The organism is Pseudomonas sp. HLS-6 TE3448, from assembly GCF_053629555.1.
Genome location: NZ_JBRJIO010000001.1, coordinates 570,001 through 596,363, shown reverse-complemented (window position 1 = coordinate 596,363; position 26,363 = coordinate 570,001). Strand labels below are relative to the sequence as shown.

Sequence of the window (26,363 nt, the reverse complement as noted above, 5' to 3'; positions counted from 1 at the left end):
TCGCGCGGGTACACGGAGCCTTCCGGCCCCGCGAGCGGCGGCAGTGTGCCCGAACCCAGGGGGCCGGGCAACATGGCGCTAAGGCTTGTCGTCGAGATTCAGGTGCAGGTTGTCGATCAAGCGGGTTGCGCCTAGAAACGCAGCGACCAGGATCACCAGGTCACGGTCTTCAGCGGTGGCAGGGCGCAGGCTGATCGCATGGCGAACTTCAAGGTAATCGGGACGGAAGCCGGCCTTTTGCAGTTGCTCCTGGCCCTGGGCAATCAGGGCCTGGAAATCGCACGAGCCCTGTTTGATGGCTTCGGCCATCTGCGTCAGGGTGCGGTACAGCGCGGGTGCACAGGCGCGTTGTTCATCGTTCAGGTAACCGTTGCGTGACGACAGCGCCAGGCCATCAGGGGCACGCACAGTGGGTTCGCCGATGATCTGGATCGGCATGTTCAAATCACGGACCAGTGCGCGGATCACGGCCAGTTGCTGGAAGTCCTTCTGGCCGAACACCGCCAGGTCTGGCTGAACCATGTTGAACAACTTGCTGACCACGGTGGCTACACCTTCAAAGTGCCCTGGTCGGCTTGCGCCGCAAAGGCCTTCTGACAGCTGTGGAACAGAAACACGGGTTTGTCCTGCCATGCCCTCGGGATACATTTCCTCGACGGAAGGGGCAAACAATAGATGACAGCCTGCTTCCAGCAGCTTTTCCTGGTCGGCGGCAAGCGTGCGAGGGTATTTGTCGAGGTCTTCGCCCGCGCCGAACTGCAGCGGGTTGACGAAGATGCTGGCAACCACGAAATCAACCCGCTGCGCAGCCTTGGCCACGAGTGCAGCATGCCCGCTGTGCAGGTTGCCCATGGTCGGTACGAAGCCAATGCGTTTGCCTTCGCTGCGTGCCCGCGCTACGGCGGCGCGCAGCTCGCGGACGGTTTTGACTGTATTCATGCACTGAACCCGTGTTCGCTGCCTGGGAAAGTGACGTCCTTGACCTCTTTGACATACGCCTGCAAGGCGCTCTGAATATCGCTCTGGCCAGCCATGAAGTTCTTCACGAACTTGGGTACACGACCACTGAGGGATAGGCCGAGCATGTCATGCATGACCAGTACCTGGCCGTCGGTGGCACTGCCTGCGCCAATACCGATGACGGGTATTTTTACTGCCTGGGTGATTTCGGCGGCCAGTTCGCTTGGGACACACTCCAGCAGCAGCATCGCGGCGCCGGCTTGTTCCAGGGCAATGGCATCGGCACGCATTTGTCGGGCCTGGTTTTCCTGGCGACCCTGGACCTTGTAACCGCCGAGTATGTTCACCGCTTGTGGTGTCAGGCCCATATGTGCGCACACAGGTACACCGCGTTCGGCCAGCAGACGAATGGTGTCAGCCAGCCAGGCTGCGCCTTCGATTTTGACCATATGGGCGCCGGCCTGCATTAGTGCGCCGCTGTTGGCGAACGCCTGTTCAGTGGTGGCATACGCCATGAACGGCAGGTCGGCCAGAATCAGTGCGCCTTCGTTACCACGTTTGACGCTGCTTACGTGGTAGGCCATTTCGGCGTTGGTGACGGGCAAGGTGCTGTCGTGGCCCTGCAGGACCATGCCCAGCGAGTCGCCTACCAGCAGTATTTCTACGCCGGCGCGGCAGCATGCCTGGGCGAACGTTGCGTCATAGCACGTCAGCATGGCAATTTTCTCACCCTTGAGCTTTAGGCTCTGCAGGGTGGTCAGGGTTACATCTGGCATGAAAAGGAATCCTCGTTCAGGCGCTGTGAAAAACGACTGCGTACAACGCGTGTATTCATCTTCTGGAACAGCACATCATCGATTGTGGTGTTTGAAATACGACCTGTTCCAGGCCTATATACGCCTTTTTTGCGGCGCTTGGGCGCCACGGGACGCCTATAGTCGTGAGCGAGGGGGCTGAAGTCAATTACCCTGTTACCGCATTGTTACGAATGCACTGTTACGGGCGTTACCGTGTGGGGGAACGCCCGGTTACAGGCGCTCCAGACCGACGAACGGGCAATCGGCCAGCAGTTGGGCGAGCGGGCGCTGGTCGGCCAGCAGGAAGTCGGCAGGTACCAGTTCTGCCAGCGGGTAGAGCACGAACGGACGCGCCTGCATGTGGTAATGCGGCACCTTGAGCCGTGGTTCATCGATAACCTGGTCGCCGTAGAGCAGGATATCCAGGTCAAGGGTTCGTGCCCCCCAGCGCTCTTTACGAACGCGGCCCTGGGCGTTTTCTATGGATTGCAGGGCATCGAGCAGGGCAATAGGCTCCAGCGTGCTGTCCAGTGCCGCCACGGCATTTGTGTAGCGTGGCTGGCCTGGTGAGAGCGAGTCGCTGGTGTAGAAGCTGGACACGGCAACCAGATCAGTCGCTGGCAGCTGCTCGAGCGATTGCAGGGCGCTCTCAAGCTGCTGGCGGGGATCGTCCAGGTTGCTGCCCAGACCAATATAGACGCGAGGCATGTTTACTCGCCCGCAGCGCCGTCGGCGCGCTTGCGTTTGCTGCCACTGCGCTTGCGTTTGCGTGGGCCTGCGCCAGCACCCTCATCGCGGCTGCCGAGTTCGCGGATCATGTCGCGACGCTCACTTTCGTTGCACTCCTGATAGTCAGTCCACCATTGGCCAAGACCATCGGTGTCCTCGCCCGCACTTTCGCGCAGCAGCAGGAAGTCATAGCCGGCACGGAAGCGCGGGTTGTCCAGTAACAGGTCGGCACGTTTGCCGCTGCGCCGTGGCAGGCGCTCCTGCATGTCCCAGATTTCACGGATGGGCATGGTGAAACGCTTGGGGATTGCGATGCGTTGGCACTGTTCGCTGATCAGTTCGTGCGCCGCTTCGTTCATGGCCGGGATAGGCGGCATGCCTCGGCTCTGCAAATGCAGCGCACGTGTTGGCAGGGCAGGCCAGAGCATGGCAGCGAAAAGGAAGGCCGGGGTTACCGGCTTGCCTTGTTTGACCCGTAGATCCGTGTTGATCAACGCTTGGCTGATCAAGGTATGGGTGTAGGTCGGATGGTCTTCCAGTGCCTGGGCGCTGGCCGGGAACAGTGGATCGAACAGTTGCAGGTCGACCAGCATCTCGAACGTATCGGCGGCCTGGCCGGAGAGGAACAGCTTGAGGCTTTCCTCGAACAGGCGTGCAGACGGAATCTCACGCAGCATCGGCGCCAGTTGGCGAATCGGTGCGACGGTGTGCTTCTCGATGCCGAAGTTCAGCTTGGCGGCGAAACGCACCGCACGCAGCATGCGTACCGGGTCTTCCTGGTAGCGCTGGGTCGGGTCGCCAATCAGGCGGATCAAGCGGTTACGAATGTCGTGTACGCCGTTGGCATAATCGAGAATGCGCTCGCTGATCGGATCGTAGTACAGCGCATTGATGGTGAAGTCGCGGCGCTGCGCGTCTTCTTCCAATGTGCCGTAGACGTTATCGCGCAGGATGCGCCCACTCTCGTTGCGTGAGGACTGGTGGCTGTTTTCCTCTTCGCTTTCGGGGTGATTGGCGCGGAAGGTCGCGACTTCAATGATTTCACGGCCAAAGTGGACGTGAACCAGTTTGAAGCGACGGCCAATGACTCGGGCGTTGCGGAACTCCGCACGCACTTGCTCGGGGGTGGCGCTGGTGGCGACGTCGAAGTCTTTCGGCGTAATGCCCAGAAGCTGGTCGCGCACACAGCCGCCGACCAGATAGGCCTGGTAGCCGGCGTTTTGCAGACGCTCGACGATGCTCACCGCATGACGACTGAATTGGCCACGTTGCAGCGAATGTTGACTGCTATTAATCACTTCAGGCGTGGTGCGCTGGTGGTGCGGGCCACGAACGGGGGGACGGAACGACTGGAACAGCTTCTTCAGCATGGGATGCACTGTTTGAAGGAATTTTCAGCCATAAACGAAGAATGGCCGCATGATAGGCGGGGATTCTAGCATTTACTCTGGGAATGGTGTAGGCAACAGCATGAGGGGGTACAGGTAGGAAAACTACAAGGGGAGCCGAAGCTCCCCTGGAATGTAGTTGCGTGCTCTTTTTATTTTTCTTCTGGGCTTCTTGTTTTTGTTGAGTGCCCTGTCTACAAAGCCGAGGCTTGTAGAGCGTCCCCCTATTCGGGGGCCAAGAGCAAACGGATTGCTTTGGTCGCTGAGGTTGCGGTGATCTGTCGATCCAACCAGTTTAGGCGCTGCTTTAGTGCAGTTTTTGTTGTTCTCTGCCTGGTTGTGGGGCAAGCCCCAAAACACAACTCCTCTCCAAAAGAATCAGTTAGCTGCGCCTCCGCCGTCTTGTTCTTATTGTGCGTGAGCCGATTCGTCTTATTTTTATTGTCTTTTGCAGTGCTTGTTATTGTTCTTGTACCAAACATATAGCAGGTGCCGTGCCAACTTTTGTGAAACCCAGTAAAACAAGGGCTTACGCCGGTTTTGGTCCGTTTTGCCGCCGAAAAAAAACCGGGGTTTCGTTACCGTAAGCCCCGGTTTTTGTTACGTCTTCATGTTGCGGTAACAGTCTGTCACGTGAATCTTATGTTACCTGCCCAATGCACGGTGACAGCTGAAGCGTATCAGCCCTCGTTGGTTGCGCTGCTCTTGCGTCGAGGTATTCCCAAGCGCTGGCGTCGTTCCCACAGGCACTTGCGGCTGACCCCCAGCTTGCGTGCCAGTTCGGTTTCAGTCATATGGTCCTGGTGCTCGAGCACGAAGTGCTGGAAGTAGTCTTCCAGCGACAGGTCTTCCATGGGCTCATGGCTGTTGTTGGCCTGCGTGCCGGCTGCTGGCAGGCCACCGAAGTTCTCATCGTCGTCTTCCAGATCGCTCAGCTCGATATCGATACCCAGCAGGTCGGCAGAAATCTCTGGGCTCTCGCAAAGGATGACGGCACGCTCCACGGCGTTTTCCAGTTCACGCACGTTACCTGGCCAGGAGTAGTGACGTATCGCCATTTCTGCGTCGTGAGCAAACCTCAGGTCATTGCGGCCGATACGTGCGCTCTGCCGAGCGAGGAAGGCATTGGCAATTTCATTGACGTCGGTACCCCGTTCCCGCAGCGCAGGCAGCTTCAGGGCGATGACGTGCAGTCGGTAGTAAAGGTCTTCACGGAACTGGCCGACTTTGGCCAGGTTCTTCAGGTCGCGGTGGGTAGCGGCGATCAGGCGCACATCAACCTTCTGCGACTGTACCGAACCGACCCGGCGGATTTCGCCTTCCTGCAATACACGCAGCAGGCGAGCCTGGGCTTCCAGCGGCAGCTCGCCAATTTCATCCAGGAAAAGCGTGCCGCCATCGGCGGCTTCAACCAGGCCTGCGCGCCCGGCACTGGCGCCGGTGAACGCGCCTTTCTCGTGGCCGAAGAGTTCGGACTCGATGAGGGTTTCCGGAATCGCTGCGCAGTTTACCGAGATCATCGGCGCCTTGGCGCGTCGCGACAGGTTGTGCAGGGCGCGGGCGACCAGCTCTTTACCGGTACCCGACTCGCCTTGAATCAGGACGTTGGAGTCGGTGGGCGCGACTTTACGGATCTTGCTGTAGAGATCTTGCATCGGTGGGCACGAGCCGATAATGCCGATCTCGCCATTGGCACTTTCACTGCCGGCCTTGTCACTGGCGGCTGGCTTGCCATTCACACGTTCGGAAGGTGCTGCTGGAGCGCTCTGCCGATCACGCAGGATGCGCGCCACGGCCTGCAGCATCTCGTCATGGTCGAAGGGTTTGGCGATGTAGTCGACCGCCCCCATCTTCATGGAGTCGACCGCAGAACGCAGGCTGGCGTAGCTGGTCATGATCAGCACAGGCGTTCCCTGGCCAAGCTTGATCAGTTCGGTACCCGGGGCGCCTGGCAAGCGCAGATCGCTGACGATCAGGTCGAAGGTCGGAATGCTGAAGCGTTCCTGAGCCTCCTGTACCGAGCCGGCTTCACTGACCTGGTACTGGTTCCGTTCGAGCAGGCGACGCAAGGCTGAGCGGATGATGGTTTCGTCTTCGACGATCAGAATATGCGGCATTGATTCAATTCTCTCGACGGTCTCAGTTCACAGCGGACGTCGCTACGACATGGCGCGGTAGGGTCACTCGGATCCGGGTGCCACGCTGGCTTTCGATATCGGCCGGGCTGTCGATGGTGATTTGTCCATAATGCTCTTCCACGATGGAATAGACCAGAGCGAGCCCTAGTCCTGTCCCTTCACCCGGGTCCTTGGTGGTGAAGAACGGTTCGAACAATCGGTCCATGATGTTCTTTGGGATTCCGCTCCCTTCATCCTCGACAATCAGGTCGACGGTGTGTTCATTCGCTTCGCTTCTGACCCGCACGGCAGCACCGGGTGGCGAGGCGTCGCGGGCATTGGACAGTAAATTGATCAATACCTGGGCGAGCCGCTGGGGGTCGCCGTCTACCCAGTGCTCCGGGTCGCACAGATTGAAAAACTGTACTTCAAAATTGCGCCGGTTCAAGGCCAACAAGCCGATTGCATCCTGTGCCACTTCTGCCAGGCATACGGGTTCTTCATTGTTCTGTTGGCTACCGCCGGCGTGGGCGAAGCTCATCAGTGACTGAACGATGCGTGAAATACGCTTGGTCTGTTCAATGATCTGGCTGCTCAGCTCGGTGATCTCGCTGTCTTCCTCGCGTTCTTCCCGCAGGTTTTGCGCCAGGCAGGCGATGCCGGTAATCGGGTTGCCGATCTCATGGGCCACCCCGGCGGCCAGCCGGCCGATGCTCGCCAAACGTTCGGAGTGCACCAGCTTGTCTTCAAGCGCTTGAGTTTCGGTCAAGTCTTCAACAAGCAGTACCAAGCCACTGTTACCCGGCGCCAGCGGTTCGTCGATGGCCGCCTTGTGCAGGTTCAACCAGCGCGGCTGGCCATCCAGCGCCAACCGTTGTTTGTGCAGGTGTTCATCCGGAACATTGATGAAGCCGAGCAGAAGGCCGCGCCAAGGTTCGCTGATGGTTGTCAGGCGGGAGCCCACCACGTGCTTGGCGGCAATGCCAGTCAACTCTTCCATGGCCCGGTTCCACATCAGGATTTCCTGATCCTTGGCCAGCGAGCAGACGCCCATCGGCAGTTCCTGCAGGGTTTGGCGATGGTAGCGGCGCAGGGCGTCGAGTTCAGCGGCAAGGCCGGTCAGCCGCGAGTGGTAGTCTTCCAGGCGGCTCTCGATGAAGTGGATGTCTTCGGTAACGTAGTTCTCGCTGCCGGACTTGTAGGGCAGGAAGGTCTCGACCATGTCCTGAGCCACGCTAGGCCCCATCAAGCCAGACAGGTTCGCCTCTATTCGATCACGCAGCCTGCGTAGCGCATAAGGCCGGCGCTCATCAAAGGGCAGGTAGAGATCGCGCAGTGCCTGTTCAACTTCTTTCTGTGCGGCCTTGGCACCCAGGGGCTTGGCCAGTTGGGTGGCAAACTCCTGCGGCGAGGCCGCATGCAGTTCGCGACGCTGCGGCCGGCGCACGTTGTCCACCGCACAGGCTTCCGCGGCGCCAACCTCTTCCGGGCTGGCATTGGTGAACAGCGAAATCAGCGTGAACAACAGGACGTTGGCTGCCAGTGAAGCGATGGCTGCCATGTGCCAACTGGTGTCGTCGAGTACATAGATCATGTTCAGCAGGGGGATGTAAAAGCCCTGCAGATTGCCAACCAGTGGCAGCAGCATGGTTACCAGCCAGACGCTGATCCCCGCCAGCAACCCGGCGATGAAGCCACGTCGGTTTGCGGTTGGCCAGTAGAGTACTGAGAGCACACCGGGCAGGAACTGCAGTGTTGCGACAAAGGCAACGATACCGAGGTTGGCCAGGTCCTGCTGAGCGCCCAACAACAGATAGAAGCCGAAACCTGCGCTGATGATGGCGACGATCAGTGCCCGTCGGGTCCATTTCAGCCAGCGGTAGATATTACCTTCGGCCGGTGGCTGGTACAGCGGCAGTACCAGATGGTTCAGGGCCATGCCGGACAGCGCCAGGGTGGTCACGATGATCAGGCCACTGGCGGCTGAGAGCCCGCCGATGTACGCCAGCAGTGCCAATAGCTTGTTGTTCGCGGCAATGCCCAGGCCCAGGGTGAAGTATTCCGGGCTGGTGCTGGCGCCCAGTTTCAGGCCCGCCCAGAGGATCAGGGGAACCGCCAGGCTCATCAGCAGCAGAAACAGCGGTAAGCCCCAGCTGGCGCTGACCAGTGAGCGCGGATTGAGGTTTTCGGTAAAGGCCATGTGGTACATGTGCGGCATGACGATTGCCGAGGCGAAAAACACCAGCAGCAGGGTTCTCCACGGGCCTTCCTGTAGGGGAGTGTGCAATGCAGCGAGGGCTGTCTGGTTTTGCAGCAACCAGACTTCCAGTTGGTGGGGCCCGCCGAACACGCCGTAAAGCGCGTAGAGGCCAATCCCCCCTAGCGCCAGTAGTTTGATCACCGATTCGAAGGCAATGGCGAACACCAGTCCTTCATGCTTCTCACGGGTCGCGATATGCCGCGAGCCAAAGAAAATGGTGAACAGTGTGATCATTGCGCAGAAGGCCAGTGCTACTCGGTTTTTAACCGGTTCGCCGCTGAGAATGCCGATTGAGTCGGCCACCGCCTGAATTTGTAGCGCCAGTAGAGGCAGTACGCCAATCAGCATGAAAACGGTGGTCAGTGCGCCGGCCCAGGTGCTGCGAAAGCGAAAGGCAATCAGGTCGGCCAGGGATGACAACTGGTAGGTGCGGGTGATCTTGAGGATCGGGTAAAGCAGCACGGGCGCCAATAGAAAGGCCCCGGAAACCCCCAGGTAGCAGGCCAGGAAACCGTACCCATACTGGTAGGCAAGCCCGACCGTGCCATAGAACGCCCAGGCACTGGCATAAACACCCAGTGACAAGGTGTAGGTCAGCGGGTGACGGATGATCGCGCGTGGGATCATGCCGCGTTCGCTGATCCAGGCCACGCCGAACAGCACCAGCAGGTAGGCGGCGCTGATCAGGATCATCTGGGTCAGGCTAAAGCTCATCGGCATCACGTTGGCTCTGCAGGATAAAGGTCACGACGATCAGGATCAGCCAGAGCAGGTACGGGCGATACCAGGCCCCGGTCGGTTCGATCCACCAGTCCATGATGGCAGGGGAGAACAAATAGATCCCCACGACCAGAAGCAGGACCAAACGATAGATGTACATGTGGGCCTCACTGGTTAAACCGCTGCGTGCCTGAAGTTATTATTGGCGCAAATCGGCGGTGGCGATGGTAGCGGATGGCGACAAGGCTGCAAATGGACTTCGCATTCTGCCCCAAGGAATTGAATCTATTGGGCTTTCTTGCGTTCGGCAAGGCTTCAGCGCAGCGTTGCCTCGGCCAGGGTCATGCTTTTGGGGATTGCGTCGACGTTCCAGTGCCGGCAAGCATGTGTCAGCACCTCTTGCGGGGTGGCGTACGCCTGAGCCGGATCGGTCGGTTGCCCCAAGGCACGCAGTGCACGTAGCAGTAGCGGGGTGGCCTGGTCTGCTGGCAGCGGGGCGGAGCGATAGGATTTGCCCAGCTTATGACCATCGGGTTGCACAATCAGCGGTACATGCAGGTAGCGCGGCTGGCGTAACCCCAGTAACTCCTGAAGATACAGTTGGCGTGGTGTTGAGTCGAGCAGGTCGGCGCCTCGCACAATGTCGGTAACGCCCTGCCAGGCGTCGTCTAGCACCACGGCCAGTTGATAGGCATACAGCCCATCTCGACGGCGGATAATGAAGTCGCCTGACTCGCGGCCCAGGTGTTGTTCAAAACGGCCTTGCACCCGATCAATGAAGTGATAGGCAAGCTCTGGCACGCGTACACGGATGGCCGCATCGTGCTGATCATGGCCAAGGTTCCGGCACAGGCCTGGGTAGATTCCATGATAAGGCTCCAGCTGTTTGCGCGAGCAGGTGCAGGCATAGGCCAGGCCTTGCTGAAACAGGCGTTGGATCGTTTCGGCGTAGGCATCATGGCGCTGGCTTTGATAAACCACCTCGCCATCCCACTCCAGACCATATGATTCCAGGGTGCGCAGGATAGCTGCCTGTGCGCCAGGCGCTTCACGGGGAGGGTCGATGTCTTCCATGCGCAGCAGCCAACGACCGCCAACCGCACGGGCATCCAGGTAGGAGGCCAGGGCGGCTACCAGTGAGCCGAAATGAAGAAAACCGCTGGGGGTGGGGGCGAAGCGCCCGACATAGCTGGGGTTGTTCATGGTAACGCGCGGGTAATCAGGAAAAGTCGTACAACCATAATTGAAATGGGGCGCTATAAGCGCCCCATTTTTTCAGGTCAGGCTTTGCCGACCTGCTTTTCCTTGATTTCCGCCAGTGTCTTGCAGTCGATGCACAGGTCGGCGGTAGGGCGGGCTTCCAGGCGGCGTACGCCAATCTCGATGCCGCAGTTCTCGCACCAGCCGTATTCTTCGTCCTGGATCAGCTGCAGCGTCTTGTCGATCTTTTTGATCAACTTGCGCTCGCGGTCGCGATTGCGCAGCTCCAGGGCGAACTCCTCTTCCTGACTGGCGCGATCGGCCGGGTCAGGGAAGTTGGCCGCTTCGTCTTTCATGTGGTCCACGGTCTGATCGACGCTGACCATGAGCTCCTGCTTCCATTTATTCAGCAGCTCGGTGAAGTGAGCACGCATGGGCTTGCCCATGTACTCCTCGCCCTGGGTTTCTCTATAGGGTTCGAAGCCGCGAACAAGTTGACTACTTTGTTGCTTTTCGTTGGTGGGCATGAATTGACCGCCTCTCACTCTTCTAATCCATTGCGCAGGCTGCTCCATCTCCGGCGCCCGCCGGCCCTGCGACTGCGAGCCGCCGAACTTACCAGATAGAATCAGGGGATGCTACTCCCCGTGATTGCAGGTTTTACCACCCGCTGGTTCCGGCTCTTGGGTAGAATCTTTAGTTTACACCCCATTTGAGAGAAGGCTAATGGCTCAGCCCTACAGTGCGCGTAGTCGCGCCATCGAACCCTTTCATGTGATGGCTTTGCTGGCGCGAGCCAACGAACTGCAAGCTGCAGGCCATGACGTCATTCATCTGGAAATCGGCGAGCCGGACTTCACCACGGCGGCGCCGATCATCAAGGCGGGGCAGGCGGCGCTCGCCAATGGGGAAACCCGTTACACCGCCGCGCGTGGCCTCCCGGCATTGCGCGAGGCGATCGCGGGTTTCTATGCCACGCGCTACGGGTTGAGCATTGATCCTCAGCGTATCCTGATTACCCCGGGAGGCTCTGGCGCACTGCTTCTGGCCAGCAGCTTGCTGGTCGACCCTGGTAAGCACTGGTTGCTGGCCGATCCGGGTTATCCATGCAATCGGCATTTCCTGCGCCTGGTAGAAGGGGCTGCACAGTTGGTGCCGGTCGGCCCTGAGGTCAACTACCAGTTGAACGCTGATCTGGTAGCGCGTTACTGGGACCAGGACAGCGTTGGTGCATTGGTTGCTTCACCGGCAAACCCAACAGGTACGGTGCTCGACCGTGAGCAACTGGCCAGCCTCGCGCAGGCAGTTCGGGAGCGTCACGGGCATCTGGTGGTAGACGAAATTTACCATGGCCTGACCTACGGCATGGACGCGCCGAGCGTGCTTGAAGTCGAAGACCAGGCCTTCGTCCTGAATAGTTTCTCTAAATATTTCGGCATGACCGGATGGCGTCTGGGGTGGCTGGTCGCTCCTCCTGCAGCCGTGGCTGATCTGGAAAAGCTCGCCCAGAACCTGTACATCAGTGCGCCGAGCATGGCTCAGCATGCTGCATTGGCCTGCTTTGAGCCGGCAACGCTGGCTATTTTGGAAGAGCGTCGAGAGGAATTTGGTCGGCGACGTGATTTTCTTCTTCCAGCCCTGCGTGAGCTGGGGTTTGGCATCGCAGTCGAGCCTCAGGGCGCTTTCTACCTCTACGCCGATATCAGCAGGTTTGGCGGCGATGCGTTCGCTTTCTGTCGTCATTTCCTGGAAACCGAGCATGTCGCGTTTACCCCGGGGCTGGATTTCGGGCGCTATCAGGCCGGGCACCATGTGCGTTTTGCCTACACCCAGAGCATGCCGCGCTTGCAGGAGGCTGTAGAGCGAATTGAGCGTGGTCTGCGGAGCTGGCAAGGCTGATGCGCTTTTCACCGGCACTTGAGGAAGCGCGCTTGCTGCGTCGCTACAAACGCTTCCTGGCGGATATAGAACTGGCCAGTGGTGAGCAACTGACGATCCACTGCCCCAACACCGGCTCAATGCTCAATTGCATGATCGAGGGTGGCAAGGTCTGGTTCAGCCGCTCCAATGACCCCAAGCGCAAGCTCCCTGGCACGTGGGAAATCAGCGAAACGCCTCAGGGGCGGCTGGCGTGCGTGAATACGGGGCGCGCCAATGCGCTGGTCGAAGAGGCGCTTTATGCTGGGCGGATCAAGGAGCTTGCCGGGTTTAGCGCGCTCAGGCGCGAAGTGCCTTACGGTGAAGAAAACAGTCGAGTGGATTTTCGCCTGGAGTTTCCTGACGGCCCGGCTTATGTCGAAGTCAAAAGCGTGACATTGGGTTTTTCTGATTCGACTACTGCAGCGTTTCCCGACTCGGTGACTCAACGGGGCACCAAGCACTTGCGTGAGCTCGCCGCATTGGCTCGTCAAGGTGTGCGCGCCGTACAGCTATATTGCGTGAACCTCAGTGGTGTTGATGCGGTTCGTCCGGCCGAGGAAATCGACCCTGCTTATGCGGCAGCACTGCGTGAGGCCGTTGCGGATGGTGTGGAAGTGCTGGCATACGGAGTGCGTCTGGAGGGTGAGCAGATTGAAGTCGATCGTCGCTTGCCAGTACTGATCAATCCGTGAGCCAGATGCCCCCGGTGTCTTCGTGGCAGTTGAGGGCTTCCAGGGCGTCGCCTTCGCAAGGGCCTGCCACGCACTCGCCTGACTCGATCAGAAACTGTGCGCCGTGATGCACGCAGGCGATCAATTGGGCACTGCTGTCGAGAAACGTGTCAGCCTGCCAGTTCAATGGAATGCCTCGATGGGGGCAGCGGTTGCGATAGAGGTAGACCTTACCCTGACGGCGAACGGCGAACAGGTGGGTGTTGCCGAGGCTAAAGCCGCGACTGTGGCCTTCACGAAGGTCGGAGGACGGGCAAAGGAAGTGCATGCGTATGGCTTACTCAAAATGATGTGCTTGGCTCGACTGACACGAGCGTTCAACCCCGAGGCACGTTTTATACAGTGCAGATTGACCGTAGGAAAGCCGACGCCGCTGGCCAGCAGTCACCTGCTGATGCTGGCTCGAGAGGAGAACTGCTGATGCCCCGACTGCTGTGTTATGCCGTACTCGCACTGCTTCTGTGCCTGTCAGGCTGCCAGACCCGCGTTGTGCTACCGCCATTGCCGGCTTGGCAGAGCCCTGAGGGGCTGGGGCATGCTGAGCTGGGGCAGATACGTGAGCTGGCCAGTGGTCGAGTACTGAGCCCTGAGCAACTGGTCGCTCGCTTGGCGGGTGCGTCCCGTGTGCTGGTGGGAGAGCAACACGATAATCCTGACCATCATGCGCTGCAGTTGTGGTTGTTAAAGGCTCTCGGCCAATACCGCCCCCAAGGTAGCCTGCTACTGGAGATGCTTCAGCCTGTGCAGCAGGCGCGGGTCGAGGTAGTGCGCCAGCAAGCATCATTACCTGCTGATGTCCCCGGGGCGTTGCGCTGGCAAAAAGGTTGGGATTGGACCCTGTATGGGCCGATCGTAGAGGAGGCCCTGAGACAACCGTATGTACTGCTGGCCGCCAATCTTGACGATGATGAAGTAGGGCGGATCTATCGACAGCCGCCGGTGTTGTCTGGAAACCGTTCGACATCAACGGCTGTTCGTCAGGCGCTACTTGAGCAGGTACGCGACTCCCATTGTGGCTTGCTGCCAGACTCGCAATTGCCAGCGATGCTTGCGGTGCAGCAGCAGCGTGACCGACGAATAGCCGAGCGCTTGCTTGCGGCGCCGACGCCAAGCCTTTTGTTCGCGGGCGGCTATCACGTGCGCAAAGATATCGGTGTGCCGCAGCACGTGGCTGACCTTGGCGTGCAAGACGCACCGCAGGTGCTGATGCTGGCCCAGGTAGGCGAGGTGGTTGAGCCGGGCATGGCGGATTATGTCTGGTTTACTGCAGCGTTGCCGGCTCAGGACTACTGCGCGAGTTTGCGCAAGAAACACTGAGTGAGCAGGCAAAAAAAGACCCGGCAAAATGTGCCGGGTCAATAACCGTGATTAGCCTGATGAGGAGATAATTTGAGAGCCCGAACCGAGGCTTTTCAGCTTATCCAACCAGCCTTGCGGCCAGTGGCTCCAATAATAACAATTATCATTTGCGTGTCAACTACTGTATCGGCTCTCAGTTGTTTTTCCGCGGCGCTCTTGCGTCGAGTTGCTGGTTCAGGGCTTCCTTACGCTCGACTGGAATGTCATTCCAGTGCATGTCGAGCAAGGCGCCTTCGATGGCATAGAGCAGTACCTTCGATGCCCTGAAGCCACGAGTACGCACGGCTTGATACGCATTGACCGCGCCCATGCGACGCAAGTCAGAGGCGCTGTGAATGCCGACTGCATGCAACCACTGCGCAGAAGTCTTGCCAAGATTCTTCAGATGCTGGAGTTCGTCGTTCATCAAGCCTCCTTGCGACGGCTGAACGGGTCGAGGGGAATCGCAGGCATACCAAGGGGAGTGTAGCGGCAGTTGGAAAATAAGCGGCATTTTGGCGCTTATGGGGGGCGGGCGGCGCCCTATGGCCCGTCAAGTGTGAGTCGGCGGGCCCTAGGGTTGCAGTCTGTTAACGTGTGCGGTAGCGCAGACGCGTTCCGAAATTAACTGACATGAGAATTTCGTCAGCACTCAGGTCTGGTGAAAAGTACACGCCGGAAATCTGGGCATGGGCCAGGCTGGCGCCTTCCATGGAGCAGTTTCGCAGATCCAGGCCACGCAGGTCGGCCGCCCGGAAGTAGGCACCAGTGAAATCTATGCCTGTGGTGTCCAATTCGCGCAGGTCCAGACCGCGAAAGTCGCCATGACTAAAATCGATGCTGGCGTCTTTCGGCCTTTCCTGATTGAAAGCCGCTACCTCTTCGTTACGCACCAAGGCATACAGCGCAGAGTCGATTTGCCGGGGCTGGTTCATGGTAGGCCTCCTTATGTGATTGTGATGACACTATAGTGCCATCACTTGGGAGGCGCGAACCCACTGCCGAGAAGTGTCGACTGCTTCACGTCCGGGTGTTGCTTACAAGCCAGGCAGTTTTTGCCGAATCTGCTTGACCAGCTCGTCGAGACTGCCGCTTTCGTTGGTTTCTACGCGCTTGCTGTGCAGCAGTTCTTCGGCGCTCAATGGGTCGCGATTGGCCTTCTGTGCGGCTATCACCTCAAGCGTGGCGTCGGACGGGTCATTCTGGTCGGCCTGACGCTGCTTGAGCCAGCTTGCGATGACCGCATCAGGTGCATTGCAGTCGAGTATCAGGAACGGTACGCCCGTTTCACCCGCAATGCCCGCGGCGGTTTGACGTTGTGCGTGCTTGAGGTAGGTGGCATCGATGACAGCCGGAAAGCCTGCACGCAGGACAATGCCTGCCAGTGTATGCAGGCGTGCGTAGGTCGCCTGGCTGGAGTCCTGGTTGTAGATGCCAGCTTGCAAGTTGCCTGCATTTTCGGGCGTTTGCTCGCCGAACAGGCGCTTGCGCTCTACATCCGAGCGCAGGCGGATAGCGCCAAGTGCCTCGACCAAACGCATGGCGACATGGCTTTTGCCAACGGCCGACACACCGTGGGTAATCGCCAGGAAGCGCGAAGGAATAGCGCTGTAGCTCTCTGCCAGGGTTGCGTAGTTGCGGTACTGGCGCAGGGTTGTGGCACGCTGCACGCCGTCGGCATTGGCCGGCATGCTGAACAGGGCAACCTTGGCACGCACCAGTGCACGGTAGGCCTTGTAGAAGTTCAACAGCTCAAGGCCTTCATAGTCGCCGGTCAGTTCCAGGTACTGGCTGATGAAACGGCGGGACAGCGACTTGAGGCCACGGTCTTCCAGGTCCATCGCCAGGAACGCGGCGTCGGCATAGACATCGGTCAGGCGGAACGGCTCGTTGAATTCGATGCAGTCGAAGATCACCACCTTGCCGTCGATCAGGGTGGCGTTACCCAGGTGGATGTCACCGTGGCACTCACGGATGAAGCCTTGGGCTTTTCGGGCTTCAAGCAAGCCTTCAAGGCGCTTGAAGCTGCTGTGTGCCCAGGCTTGCAAGGCATCGAGTTGTTGCAGGTCAGCCTTTTCGCTCAGGAAGGGGCGTATCTGCTCAAAGTTCTGCTCAACCGGGGCCATCACGCTTTCCGGGCTGCCCAGCGGGTGATCCACGGCCACGCGCGGTGCGCTCAGGTGGAACTGCGCAATCTGGTGGGCCATCTGGTCGATATGCTCTGCCGTCAGTTCGCCATTGGCCTGCAGCGTGTTAAGCATCTGGCTCTGCGGGAACTGACGCATCTTCAGGGCGTACTCGATCGGCTCGCCTGTGCCGCCCAATTGTGGGGCTTCGGCGCTGCCAGTAATTGGCAGTACGTCAAGGTACAGCCCCTGGGTCAGGCGCTGGTTCAAACGCAGCTCTTCATTGCAGAAGTGCTTGCGCTGGGCCAGCTCGGTAAAGTCGAGGAAGCCGAAGTTCATCGGCTTCTTGATTTTGTAGGCGAATTCGCCAGTGAGCAGAACCCAGGAAATGTGTGTCTCAATAACCTGGAAACCGCTCACCGGATGAGGGTACAGGGCTGGGTTTTGCAGGGCTGCAATCAAGGCTTGGCTCACGGGCGATCCTTTGGAGTCGTGAAGAGTCTAAGCGCCCATTATGGCGACAAGCGGCCCCCGTGCAAACCGCCGGAGGGCGCCTGTCGACGAACAATAAAGTGCGTATAATCCGCGGCCATGACTCGTACCCAATCTTCCCGTACCCCCAAAAAACGTCCCTCTGGCCGTGCGCGCGCCCTGCTGGGCTGGGCTTTGAAGCTCAGCCTTGTCGGTCTCGTCGTGCTCGCGGGCTTTGCGATTTATTTCGATGCGGTAGTCCAGGAGAAATTCTCTGGCAAGCGCTGGACGATCCCGGCCAAGGTATATGCCCGGCCGCTGGAGCTGTTCGTCGGCCAGAAACTCAGCAAGGACGACTTCCTTATCGAGCTTGATGCCTTGGGCTATCGGCGCGAGAGCGTCGCCAATGGGCCTGGTGCCGCTGCTGTCAGTGGTAATACGGTCGATATCAACACCCGTGGTTTCCAGTTCTATGAGGGGCTGGAGCAGGCCCAGGCGGTTCAAGTACGTTTCTCGGGCGATTACGTTGCCGGGTTGAGTGGAGCCAATGGCTCGAAACTGGCCGTGGTTCGCCTGGAGCCGCTGCTGATCGGCGGTTTGTATCCGAAGAACCTTGAAGACCGCATCCTGATAAAGCTCGATCAGGTGCCCCCGTACCTGCTTGAAACCCTGGTTGCCGTGGAAGACCGCGACTTCTATTCGCACTTTGGTGTTTCGCCCAAGTCGATTGCACGGGCCATCTGGGTCAACACCTCATCCGGCGCCATGCGTCAGGGTGGCAGTACCCTGACCCAGCAGTTGGTCAAGAACTTCTACCTGACCAATGAGCGCAGCCTCAGTCGCAAGCTGACGGAAGCCCTGATGGCGATGTTGCTTGAGCTGCATTACGACAAGCGCGAGATCCTCGAGGCCTACCTCAACGAGGTGTTCATTGGCCAGGATGGTCAGCGCGCGGTGCATGGCTTTGGTCTTGCCAGCCAGTTTTTCTTCAGTCAGCCGTTGTCAGAGCTCAAGCTGCATCAGGTCGCGTTGTTGGTGGGCATGGTCAAGGGGCCTTCCTACTACAACCCGCGGCGCTACCCCGAGCGGGCAACGGTGCGGCGTAACCTGGTGCTCGACTTGTTGGCCGAGCAGGGCGTTGCAACCCCGGAGGCCGTCGAGGCTGCGAAGAAAATGCCGTTGGGCGTTACCAAGCGTGGCAGCTTGGCCGACAGTTCCTTCCCGGGCTTCCTTGACCTGGTCAAACGCCAACTGCGTCAGGACTATCGTGACGAAGACTTGACCGAAGAAGGCCTGCGGATCTTTACCAGCTTCGATCCGATTCTGCAGATGAAGGCGGAGGCATCGGTCACTGACACCTTCAAACGCCTTGCCGGGCGCAAGGGGGCGGATGAAGTCGAGGCAGCCATGGTGGTGACCAATCCGGAAACCGGTGAGGTCCAGGCGCTGATAGGCAGTCGCCAGCCCGGTTTTGCCGGTTTCAACCGTGCTGTGGATGCTGTTCGGCCGATTGGCTCTCTGGTCAAGCCGGCTGTCTACCTGACCGCGTTGGAAAAACCCAGCCAGTACACGCTCACGAGCTGGGTCCAGGATGAGCCCTTTTCGGTCAAAGGTGCTGACGGCCAGGTATGGAAGCCGCAGAACTACGATCGGCGATCCCATGGCACCATCTACCTCTACCAAGGGCTGGCGAACTCTTACAACCTTTCCACGGCCAAACTTGGTCTGGAAGTGGGTGTACCCAATGTGTTGAAAACCATTGGCCGTTTGGGTGTCGAAGTCGATTGGCCAGCGTTCCCGTCGATGTTGCTGGGGGCGGGCGGTATGTCGCCGATGCAGGTGGCTACCATGTACCAGACCCTGGCCAATGGTGGTTTCAATACGCCGATGCGCGGCATTCGCAGCGTACTGACGGCTGAGGGTGAGCCGCTCAAGCGCTACCCGTTCCAGATCCAGCAGCGTTTTGATCCAGGCTCCATCTATCTGGTGCAGAACGCCATGCAGCGGGTCATGCGTGAAGGCACCGGACGTTCGGTTTACAGTGTCTTGCCAAGCTCTCTGACCTTGGCCGGCAAGACCGGTACCAGTAACGACTCGCGAGACAGTTGGTTCGCAGGTTTCAGTCAGGACCTGCTGGCAGTCGTCTGGTTGGGTCGTGACGACAATGGCAAGACGCCGTTCACGGGTGCCACCGGCGCATTGCAGGTTTGGACGAGTTTCATGCGCAAGGCTGACCCGCTTCCTCTGGATATGCCGCAGCCAGACAATGTGGTGCTGGCCTGGGTTGATGCCCATTCCGGGCAAGGGTCAGATGCAAGCTGCCCGGGCGCGGTCCAGATGCCGTATATTCGCGGCAGCGAACCGCCCCCCGGTCCTGCCTGTGGTGGTGAATCCGCGCCAGCCGAATCGGTAATGGACTGGGTCAAGGGTTGGATGAATTGAGCACTAGCGAAGAGGGTGTGAAGTGAATAAGTGGTGGTTTCCTGCCTTGACGGCACTGGCGCTACTCAATGGCTGTGCCAGCGTGCAACGTGGTTCGATCCCTGTTGTCGAGTCAGGCACGCGTGTTTCTAACAGTGAGCGAGTAACGGCCAGCCGCGGTGGCTATAACGCTGCCGCCAGCGGTGCGCGTCAGGCTCAAGCAATACCTCAGAACGATGCCGTAACCGTCATGGTGCCGCAGGGGGCTGGTGCGGCGCCGATCCAGACGTTCCCGGCGTCGACCAGCGCAGCACCAATTACACCGGGGCCGATTACGCCAGGCCCGGTGACATCGGAGCCGATGACGACCGCATCAATCAGCTCTGGCGGCTACAGCATGCCAAGTGCGCCAACAGGCATCCCTCGCGGCAATGCGGGTGGCTTGTCCGCGGATGAACAACTGGATGGTCCGGTGCTGGCGTTGCTGACCACTGCGCAGCAACAACAAGGCAGTGGTGATTACAACGGTGCCTCGTCCAGCTTGGAGCGTGCCCAGCGCATTGCACCGCGTGAGCCGCAAGTGCTCTACCGTTTGGCCCAGGTGCGCCTGGCCCAAGGGGATGCTGCCCAATCCGAGCAACTGGCTCGACGGGCGCTGACCTATGCCAATGGTCGACCCGATTTGCAGGCCGGGCTGTGGGACATCATCGCCCAGTCACGGGAGAAGCAAGGTGACGCCGCTGGCGCTGCGCTGGCCCGTCAGAAAGCGCGGGTGAGCTCGTAATGGACAAGCGGGTTCCGTCAATCGCCGACCATCTGTTGCTGATCGAGCAGGAGCTGCGCTTGCTTGGATGGTGGGAGGAGAGGGCGCCGAGTGCCGAGGCGCTGGCCAGTGTTGAACCCTTTGCGGTCGATACGCTGTCTTTTGAGCAGTGGCTGCAGTGGATCTTCCTCCAGCGTATGAAGATTATTCTTGAGAACGACCTACCGCTGCCTAACGCCTCCGGTATTCTCGAGATGGCCGAGATGGTTTATGTGGATCGGGTGCAGGAAAGTACGCAGCTGCGTCGACTGTTGTCCGAGTTTGACGAACTGATTCGCTCATCTCGCTGAGTTCCTGAGTTTCTCCTTCCGGGGCAGCTTCGTCTGCCCCGCACGCTCGTTGCCTGATGCTTCACATGCTCAGGCAAACGTTTTTCTGCTTGCTCAAGAGTGGCTTATGGTGAATTAACCGCGAAGATCACTTGACTTGAGCAGTTCGAATCAGAACAATCCAAAGTCCGCTGTAGAGGGACTGCCAGAAGCAGACCCGCTAAGCAGATCATGAGGCGCACACCCGCGCCGACCTGTTACACCCCGCAACGCGTTACCTCGCGCTGGGTGGGAAAACCCCGCAACACTCTGGGGCGCTCCCAATACTTGCTCAGTCAGTGCTGACGTAGTCGGCGATTTCGTCGCTCATGCTCTGCTTGGCAGTAAACCTATTAAGACCCGTTCCCATCGGACGGTATTCTGGCGTTTTAGAGGTGAACAACGTGGAGCTTTTATCTGGCGCTGAAATGGTCGTCCGCTTTTTGCGTGACGAAGGCGTTAAGCACATCTATGGGTACCCGGGCGGTGCTCTTCTTCATGTTTACGATGCTCTGTTCAAAGAACCGGAAGTGAGTCACATTCTGGTCCGTCATGAGCAGGCTGCAACCCATATGGCGGATGGTTACGCCCGTGCTACCGGCAAGGCTGGTGTAGTTCTGGTGACCTCCGGTCCTGGGGCGACCAATGCCATTACCGGTATTGCCACCGCTTACATGGACTCCATTCCGATGGTCATCCTTTCCGGTCAGGTGCCTAGCACCATGGTCGGTACGGATGCTTTCCAGGAAACCGACATGATCGGTATTTCCCGGCCGATCGTGAAGCACAGCTTCATGATCAAGCACGCATCGGAAATCCCTGAAGTTCTGAAAAAGGCCTTCTACCTCGCGCAGTCCGGCCGTCCAGGCCCGGTTGTCGTCGACATTCCGAAGGACATGACCAACCCGGCTGAAAAGTTCGAGTACGTCTATCCGAAGAAGGTCAAGCTGCGCTCGTACAGCCCCGCTGTTCGTGGGCACTCGGGCCAGATCCGCAAAGCCGCAGAAATGCTGCTCTCGGCTAAGCGTCCGGTTGTGTACGCTGGGGGTGGTGTCATCCTCGGCGGTGGCTCCGCAGCCCTGACTGAAATGGCGCAGATGCTGAACCTGCCGGTCACCAATACCCTGATGGGCCTGGGTTGCTATCCGGGTACTGACCGTCAATTCCTCGGCATGCTGGGCATGCACGGCAGTTACACCGCCAACCTGACGATGCACCATGCCGACGTGATCCTTGCTGTTGGCGCGCGTTTCGATGATCGGGTAGTCAACGGCCCGGCGAAGTTCTGCCCGAACGCCAAGATCATCCATATCGACATCGACCCTGCGTCGATCTCCAAAATGATCAAGGCCGATGTGCCTATTGTCGGGCCTGTCGAAAGCGTTCTGACCGAGATGGTCGCGATCCTCAAGGAAATCGGTGAGAAGCCTGAAAAGGCGGCAATGGATGCCTGGTGGAAGCAGATCGAAGAGTGGCGTGGCGACCGTGGCATGTTCCCTTACGACAAGGGTGATGGCAGTGTCATCAAGCCACAGACCGTTATCGAGACACTCTGCGAAGTGACCAAAGGCGATGCCTTCGTTACCTCCGATGTCGGCCAGCACCAGATGTTCGCGGCGCAGTACTACCGCTTCAACAAGCCAAACCGCTGGATCAACTCCGGTGGCCTGGGCACCATGGGCTTTGGCTTCCCTGCCGCCATGGGTGTCAAGCTGAACTTCCCTGACCAGGATGTTGCCTGTGTCACCGGTGAGGGCAGTATCCAGATGAACATTCAGGAGTTGTCGACCTGCCTGCAGTACGACCTGCCGGTGAAGATCGTCAACCTGAACAACGGTGTATTGGGCATGGTCCGCCAGTGGCAGGACATGGCCTACAACAGCCGTCACTCGCACTCCTACATGGAATCGCTGCCTGATTTCGTCAAGTTGGCCGAAGCCTATGGCCATGTGGGTATCCGCATCACCAGCCTGAAGGACCTCAAGCCCAAGCTCGAGGAAGCCTTTGCCATGAAAGACCGGTTGGTGTTCATCGATATCCAGGTCGACAACAGCGAGCACGTCTATCCGATGCAAATCAAGGATGGCTCGATGCGCGATATGTGGCTGAGCAAGACGGAGCGTACCTAATCATGCGGCACATTATTTCCCTGCTGTTGGAAAACGAACCTGGTGCCTTGTCGCGCGTGGTTGGCCTGTTCTCCCAGCGTAACTACAACATCGAAAGCCTGACGGTTGCTCCGACTGAAGACCCGACCTTGTCGCGTCTGACGCTGACAACAGTCGGCCATGATGAAGTGATCGAGCAGATCACCAAGAACCTGAACAAGCTGGTTGAAGTGGTCAAGTTGGTCGACCTTTCAGAAAGCGCGCATATCGAGCGTGAACTGATGCTGGTCAAGGTCAAGGCCACGGGCGCACAGCGTGCCGAGATCAAGCGCACCACCGATATCTATCGTGGGCAGATCGTCGATGTCAGTGCCAGTGTCTATACCGTGCAACTGACCGGTACCAGCGACAAACTGGACAGTTTCATTCAGGCTATCGGTACCGCGTCCATTCTCGAAACCGTACGCAGTGGCGTCACCGGCATTGCCCGTGGCGACAAAGTTCTTAGCATCTAACTCAAAAAATTAGCGAATGGCCTCGAAAGGCCGAGATAAGGGGTGTTTCATGAAAGTTTATTACGACAAAGACTGCGACCTTTCGATCATCCAGGGCAAAAAAGTTGCCATCATCGGTTACGGCTCTCAGGGTCACGCCCAAGCGTGCAACCTGAAAGATTCGGGTGTGGATGTTACCGTTGGTCTGCGTAAAGGCTCGGCTACTGTTGCCAAGGCTGAAGCGCACGGTCTGAAAGTCACTGACGTGGCCAGCGCTGTTGCCGCTGCTGACCTGGTCATGATCCTGACCCCAGACGAGTTCCAGTCTCAGCTGTACAAGAGCGAAGTCGAGCCTAACCTGAAGAAGGGCGCTACCCTGGCGTTCTCCCACGGTTTCGCGATTCACTACAACCAGGTTGTGCCACGTGCTGACCTGGACGTGATCATGATCGCCCCTAAAGCACCAGGCCACACTGTACGTTCCGAGTTCGTCAAGGGCGGCGGTATCCCTGACCTGATCGCGATCTACCAGGACGCTTCCGGTAACGCCAAGAACGTTGCCCTGTCCTACGCCGCAGGCGTTGGCGGTGGCCGTACCGGCATCATCGAAACGACCTTCAAGGACGAGACTGAAACCGACCTGTTCGGTGAGCAGGCTGTTCTGTGTGGCGGTACTGTTGAGCTGGTCAAAGCCGGTTTCGAAACACTGGTTGAAGCTGGCTACGCGCCAGAAATGGCCTACTTCGAGTGCCTGCACGAGCTGAAGCTGATCGTTGACCTCATGTACGAAGGCGGTATCGCCAACATGAACTACTCGATCTCCAACAACGCTGAGTACGGCGAGTACGTAACTGGCCCAGAGGTTATCAACGCTGAGTCCCGTCAGGCCATGCGCAACGCTCTGAAGCGCATCCAGGACGGCGAGTACGCGAAGATGTTCATCAGCGAGGGTGCCACTGGCTACCCATCGATGACTGCTCGTCGTCGTAACAACGCTGCCCACGGTATCGAAGTCATCGGTGAGCAACTGCGCTCGATGATGCCTTGGATCGCGGCGAACAAAATCGTAGACAAAGCCAAGAACTAATCTTGCCTTGATGCGATAAGAACGCGGCTTCGGCCGCGTTTTTTCGTTTAGAGGGTCAGCTTCTGGTATAAAGCTCACTGTGTGCACGATCTCTCGCTGCAAACAACAGCCGAAACTTTCCAAACCGTTGCAAGGTAATGTCCATGAGCGAACGTCCAGAAGAGCCCAGTAAGGCCTCCGACGCCGAAAGCCTGCTACCGATCGATGAGCATGTTGAAGAAGGGCATGATGCCGAAGGACGCAAGGTGCGGCATCGTGGTATCTATCTGCTGCCCAATCTCTTTACTACCGCCAACCTGTTTGCCGGTTTCTATTCCATCATCAGCTCGATGAGCGCACAAAGCGCGCTGAGTGCTGGTGATCCTCGCGAAGCGAGCAAGTATTTTGCCTTCGCCGCCATCGCCATTTTTGTTGCCATGGTGCTCGATGGCCTTGATGGTCGTGTTGCGCGCATGACCAACACTCAAAGCGCCTTTGGTGCCGAGTACGATTCCCTGTCCGACATGGTCGCTTTCGGTGTGGCCCCGGCATTGCTGGCGTTCGGCTGGGCGCTGGGCGACATGGGTAAAGTCGGCTGGATGGTGGCCTTCATTTATGTGGCTGGTGCCGCGTTGCGTCTGGCGCGTTTCAATACCCAGGTTGGCAAGGCGGACAAACGCTACTTTATCGGTTTGGCCAGCCCGGCTGCGGCGGGTGTGGTAGCCGGTACTGTCTGGGCATTCAGTGACTACGGTATCCAGGGTTCCAAACTGTCGTTCCTGGTGGCGCTGTTGGTTGCTGCCGCCGGCATGCTGATGGTCAGTAACATCAAGTACAACAGCTTCAAGGAACTCGACCTGAAGGGGCGTGTACCTTTCGTGGCGATTCTCGCCGTAGTGCTTGTGTTTGCTGTGGTCTTCAGTGATCCGCCACGTATTCTGTTGCTGATTTTCCTTGCTTATGCCGCTTCGGGCCCTATCCAGTACCTGTTGCGCATGCGTCGGCGTAAAGGCACCGAGTGATGTAATTTCTGCGAGACTCCGTAGTCTACTGGTGCATCAGTCCACCCGTTCTACGGAGTCATCATGCTGATCAAGATGTCCAAGGCCTCTGACTGCAAAGCGTCAGAGGTCACCCCCGAATCTATCTATGTCTCTCGTCGCCATCTGTTGGGCGGGTCCTTGGCTGCGTTGGCTGTTTCAGCCCTGCCGCGTTTGGCCAGTGCCGCCGATGTTTCGCGTTATCCGGATGTCGATGCCGGTTCCGCGCCCGGTTGGTTCAGCGAGAAACTTGGTGGAACTCAATGGCAGGCGGTGACGGCGCCAGGCGAGGCCATTACGCCATTCAAAGATGCAACCCACTACAACAACTTCTATGAGTTCGGCCCTGATAAAGGAGACCCGGCGCAAAACGCGGCTGTGCTGAAAACGGCGCCTTGGACGGTAGTAGTCGATGGCGAGGTCGGAAAGCCCGGTCGCTATGCGTTGGAAGACTTCATCAAGCCCTATCAGTTGGAGGAGCGCATCTATCGGCTGCGCTGTGTAGAGGCTTGGTCGATGGTGATCCCCTGGTTGGGGTTCCCGTTGTCCGCTCTGCTCAAGCAGGTGGAGCCAACATCCAAAGCGCGTTACATCCGCTTCGAAACGCTGCAGGATCCGAAAAGCATGCCTGGCCAACGCTCAGGCTTTGCCTTGATTGACTGGCCTTATGTAGAAGGGTTGCGTCTGGATGAGGCCATGAATCCGTTGGCCATACTGGCTGTTGGTATGTATGGGCGGGAGCTGCCTAATCAGAATGGTGCGCCTCTCAGGTTGGTGGTTCCGTGGAAGTATGGCTTCAAGAGCATTAAGTCGATCGTGCGCATCAGTCTCGTTGAGCAGCAGCCGAAAACCACGTGGCAAAGTATTGCGCCGGATGAGTACGGCTTTTATGCCAATGTGAACCCTCAGGTTGATCATCCACGCTGGACGCAGGCGCGTGAGCGTCGGTTGCCGAGTGGGCTGTTCAGTCCGAATGTGCGCGACACGCAGATGTTCAATGGGTACGCAGAGGAAGTCGCTTCTCTTTATAGTGGTCTTGATCTGAGGAAGAACTACTGATGCGCTACCCATGGTTTCGCCTTGGTATTTTTGTTCTCGCCAGTTTTTGGCCTTTGTTTTGGCTCTATCAGGCGTGGGCGTTTGCATTGGGGCCAGACCCGGGCAAGGTGTTGGTTGATCGGCTGGGGTTGGGGGCGTTGATCTTTTTGCTCATTACCTTGTGCATGACGCCATTGCAGCGCCTGAGCGGCTGGTCTGGCTGGATTGTGGTGAGGCGCCAGTTGGGCTTGTGGTGCTTTGCCTATGTCGTGTTGCACTTGAGCGGTTACCTGTTCTTTATTCTCGGC

General features: G+C 58.5%; 25 protein-coding genes (1 of these 25 running past the window's edge). 12 read left to right on the top strand and 13 right to left on the bottom strand.

Features of this window, described 5'->3' with window-relative positions; translation table 11 throughout:
• Positions 1-78: 78 nt before the first annotated feature.
• From panC to dksA, 9 genes are all read right to left on the bottom strand, one after another.
• Entirely contained in the window at positions 79-939 is an 861-nt protein-coding gene (panC, locus tag AB7M23_RS02820; protein WP_099775819.1) for a pantoate--beta-alanine ligase, read from the bottom strand.
• The gene (gene panB / locus AB7M23_RS02815) at positions 936-1,736 is read right to left on the bottom strand and encodes a 3-methyl-2-oxobutanoate hydroxymethyltransferase (protein WP_099775817.1); all 801 of its coding nucleotides are present in this window, start codon (positions 1,734-1,736) and stop codon (positions 936-938) included. The genes panC and panB overlap by 4 nt, the downstream gene beginning before the upstream one ends.
• Positions 1,737-1,988: 252 nt before the next feature.
• Entirely contained in the window at positions 1,989-2,465 is a 477-nt protein-coding gene (folK, locus tag AB7M23_RS02810; protein ID WP_065758281.1) for a 2-amino-4-hydroxy-6-hydroxymethyldihydropteridine diphosphokinase, read from the bottom strand.
• Between the two features lie 2 nt (positions 2,466-2,467).
• Positions 2,468-3,856: a polynucleotide adenylyltransferase PcnB gene (locus AB7M23_RS02805; protein ID WP_065758282.1), complete on the bottom strand. Its 1,389-nt coding sequence runs from the start codon at positions 3,854-3,856 to the stop codon at positions 2,468-2,470.
• 698 nt (positions 3,857-4,554) lie between these two features.
• Positions 4,555-5,991 carry a sigma-54-dependent transcriptional regulator gene (locus AB7M23_RS02800; RefSeq protein ID WP_454240175.1) on the bottom strand — a complete coding sequence of 479 codons (1,437 nt, stop codon included), beginning with the start codon at positions 5,989-5,991 and terminating at the stop codon, positions 4,555-4,557.
• 22 nt (positions 5,992-6,013) lie between these two features.
• Positions 6,014-8,971: a sensor histidine kinase gene (locus AB7M23_RS02795; protein ID WP_177442424.1), complete on the bottom strand. Its 2,958-nt coding sequence runs from the start codon at positions 8,969-8,971 to the stop codon at positions 6,014-6,016.
• Positions 8,955-9,131, bottom strand: coding sequence for a hypothetical protein (locus tag AB7M23_RS02790; RefSeq protein ID WP_003250005.1), 177 nt, complete (start codon positions 9,129-9,131; stop codon positions 8,955-8,957). The genes AB7M23_RS02795 and AB7M23_RS02790 overlap by 17 nt, the downstream gene beginning before the upstream one ends.
• Before the next feature lie 155 nt (positions 9,132-9,286).
• Positions 9,287-10,174 (bottom strand): tRNA glutamyl-Q(34) synthetase GluQRS, encoded by an 888-nt coding sequence (gene gluQRS, locus AB7M23_RS02785; RefSeq protein WP_454240174.1) that lies wholly within the window; start codon positions 10,172-10,174, stop codon positions 9,287-9,289.
• Positions 10,175-10,251: 77 nt separating this feature from the next.
• Complete coding sequence (gene dksA, locus AB7M23_RS02780) at positions 10,252-10,698, bottom strand: RNA polymerase-binding protein DksA (protein WP_065758286.1); 447 nt, start codon at positions 10,696-10,698, stop codon at positions 10,252-10,254.
• Between the two features lie 199 nt (positions 10,699-10,897).
• On the opposite strand from dksA, the gene AB7M23_RS02775 reads away from it, so the two are divergent.
• Complete coding sequence (locus AB7M23_RS02775) at positions 10,898-12,070, top strand: pyridoxal phosphate-dependent aminotransferase (RefSeq protein ID WP_454240173.1); 1,173 nt, start codon at positions 10,898-10,900, stop codon at positions 12,068-12,070.
• Positions 12,070-12,783 (top strand): DNA/RNA nuclease SfsA, encoded by a 714-nt coding sequence (gene sfsA / locus AB7M23_RS02770; RefSeq protein WP_454240172.1) that lies wholly within the window; start codon positions 12,070-12,072, stop codon positions 12,781-12,783. The genes AB7M23_RS02775 and sfsA overlap by 1 nt, the downstream gene beginning before the upstream one ends.
• On the opposite strand, the gene AB7M23_RS02765 is transcribed toward sfsA, so the two are convergent.
• Positions 12,773-13,090 (bottom strand): Rieske (2Fe-2S) protein, encoded by a 318-nt coding sequence (locus AB7M23_RS02765; RefSeq protein WP_454240171.1) that lies wholly within the window; start codon positions 13,088-13,090, stop codon positions 12,773-12,775. The genes sfsA and AB7M23_RS02765 overlap by 11 nt on opposite strands.
• Positions 13,091-13,242: 152 nt before the next feature.
• Here AB7M23_RS02765 and AB7M23_RS02760 point away from each other — a divergent pair, with 152 nt between their 5' ends.
• Complete coding sequence (locus AB7M23_RS02760; RefSeq protein ID WP_454240170.1) at positions 13,243-14,139, top strand: ChaN family lipoprotein; 897 nt, start codon at positions 13,243-13,245, stop codon at positions 14,137-14,139.
• 175 nt (positions 14,140-14,314) lie between these two features.
• Here the strand turns inward: AB7M23_RS02760 and AB7M23_RS02755 are convergent, their stop codons facing one another.
• From AB7M23_RS02755 to AB7M23_RS02745, 3 genes are all read right to left on the bottom strand, one after another.
• Positions 14,315-14,587 (bottom strand): TfoX/Sxy family protein, encoded by a 273-nt coding sequence (locus AB7M23_RS02755; protein ID WP_065758290.1) that lies wholly within the window; start codon positions 14,585-14,587, stop codon positions 14,315-14,317.
• A gap of 163 nt (positions 14,588-14,750) precedes the next feature.
• On the bottom strand, positions 14,751-15,095 hold the full coding sequence (locus AB7M23_RS02750) for a pentapeptide repeat-containing protein (protein ID WP_065758291.1): 345 nt from the start codon (positions 15,093-15,095) through the stop codon (positions 14,751-14,753).
• 102 nt (positions 15,096-15,197) lie between these two features.
• Positions 15,198-16,760, bottom strand: a complete 1,563-nt coding sequence (locus tag AB7M23_RS02745; RefSeq protein WP_102053647.1) for a bifunctional aminoglycoside phosphotransferase/ATP-binding protein — start codon at positions 16,758-16,760, stop codon at positions 15,198-15,200.
• A 117-nt stretch (positions 16,761-16,877) separates the two neighbouring features.
• On the opposite strand from AB7M23_RS02745, the gene mrcB reads away from it, so the two are divergent.
• The 9 genes from mrcB to msrQ form a co-directional block, all read left to right on the top strand.
• A complete protein-coding gene (gene mrcB / locus AB7M23_RS02740) occupies positions 16,878-19,199 on the top strand; it encodes a penicillin-binding protein 1B (RefSeq protein WP_065758293.1) in 2,322 nt (773 codons plus the stop codon).
• Positions 19,200-19,221: 22 nt separating this feature from the next.
• Positions 19,222-19,962 (top strand): tetratricopeptide repeat protein, encoded by a 741-nt coding sequence (locus AB7M23_RS02735; protein WP_065758294.1) that lies wholly within the window; start codon positions 19,222-19,224, stop codon positions 19,960-19,962.
• A complete protein-coding gene (locus tag AB7M23_RS02730; RefSeq protein WP_102053646.1) occupies positions 19,962-20,291 on the top strand; it encodes a YqcC family protein in 330 nt (109 codons plus the stop codon). Before AB7M23_RS02735 ends, AB7M23_RS02730 begins: the two co-directional genes overlap by 1 nt.
• Before the next feature lie 422 nt (positions 20,292-20,713).
• On the top strand, positions 20,714-22,438 hold the full coding sequence (locus AB7M23_RS02725) for an acetolactate synthase 3 large subunit (RefSeq protein ID WP_065758302.1): 1,725 nt from the start codon (positions 20,714-20,716) through the stop codon (positions 22,436-22,438).
• A 2-nt stretch (positions 22,439-22,440) separates the two neighbouring features.
• On the top strand, positions 22,441-22,932 hold the full coding sequence (ilvN, locus tag AB7M23_RS02720) for an acetolactate synthase small subunit (RefSeq protein ID WP_042125802.1): 492 nt from the start codon (positions 22,441-22,443) through the stop codon (positions 22,930-22,932).
• Between the two features lie 49 nt (positions 22,933-22,981).
• Positions 22,982-23,998: a ketol-acid reductoisomerase gene (ilvC, locus tag AB7M23_RS02715; RefSeq protein ID WP_065758296.1), complete on the top strand. Its 1,017-nt coding sequence runs from the start codon at positions 22,982-22,984 to the stop codon at positions 23,996-23,998.
• A gap of 143 nt (positions 23,999-24,141) precedes the next feature.
• On the top strand, positions 24,142-24,999 hold the full coding sequence (gene pssA, locus AB7M23_RS02710; protein WP_065758297.1) for a CDP-diacylglycerol--serine O-phosphatidyltransferase: 858 nt from the start codon (positions 24,142-24,144) through the stop codon (positions 24,997-24,999).
• Between the two features lie 63 nt (positions 25,000-25,062).
• The gene (gene msrP / locus AB7M23_RS02705) at positions 25,063-26,076 is read left to right on the top strand and encodes a protein-methionine-sulfoxide reductase catalytic subunit MsrP (protein ID WP_454240169.1); all 1,014 of its coding nucleotides are present in this window, start codon (positions 25,063-25,065) and stop codon (positions 26,074-26,076) included.
• Positions 26,076-26,363, top strand: partial view of a protein-methionine-sulfoxide reductase heme-binding subunit MsrQ gene (gene msrQ, locus AB7M23_RS02700; protein ID WP_099775794.1) — the start only. The gene runs 333 nt beyond the window's last position; 288 of the gene's 621 nt are visible here — the first part of the coding sequence; its start codon is at positions 26,076-26,078; its stop codon lies off the right edge, out of view. Before msrP ends, msrQ begins: the two co-directional genes overlap by 1 nt.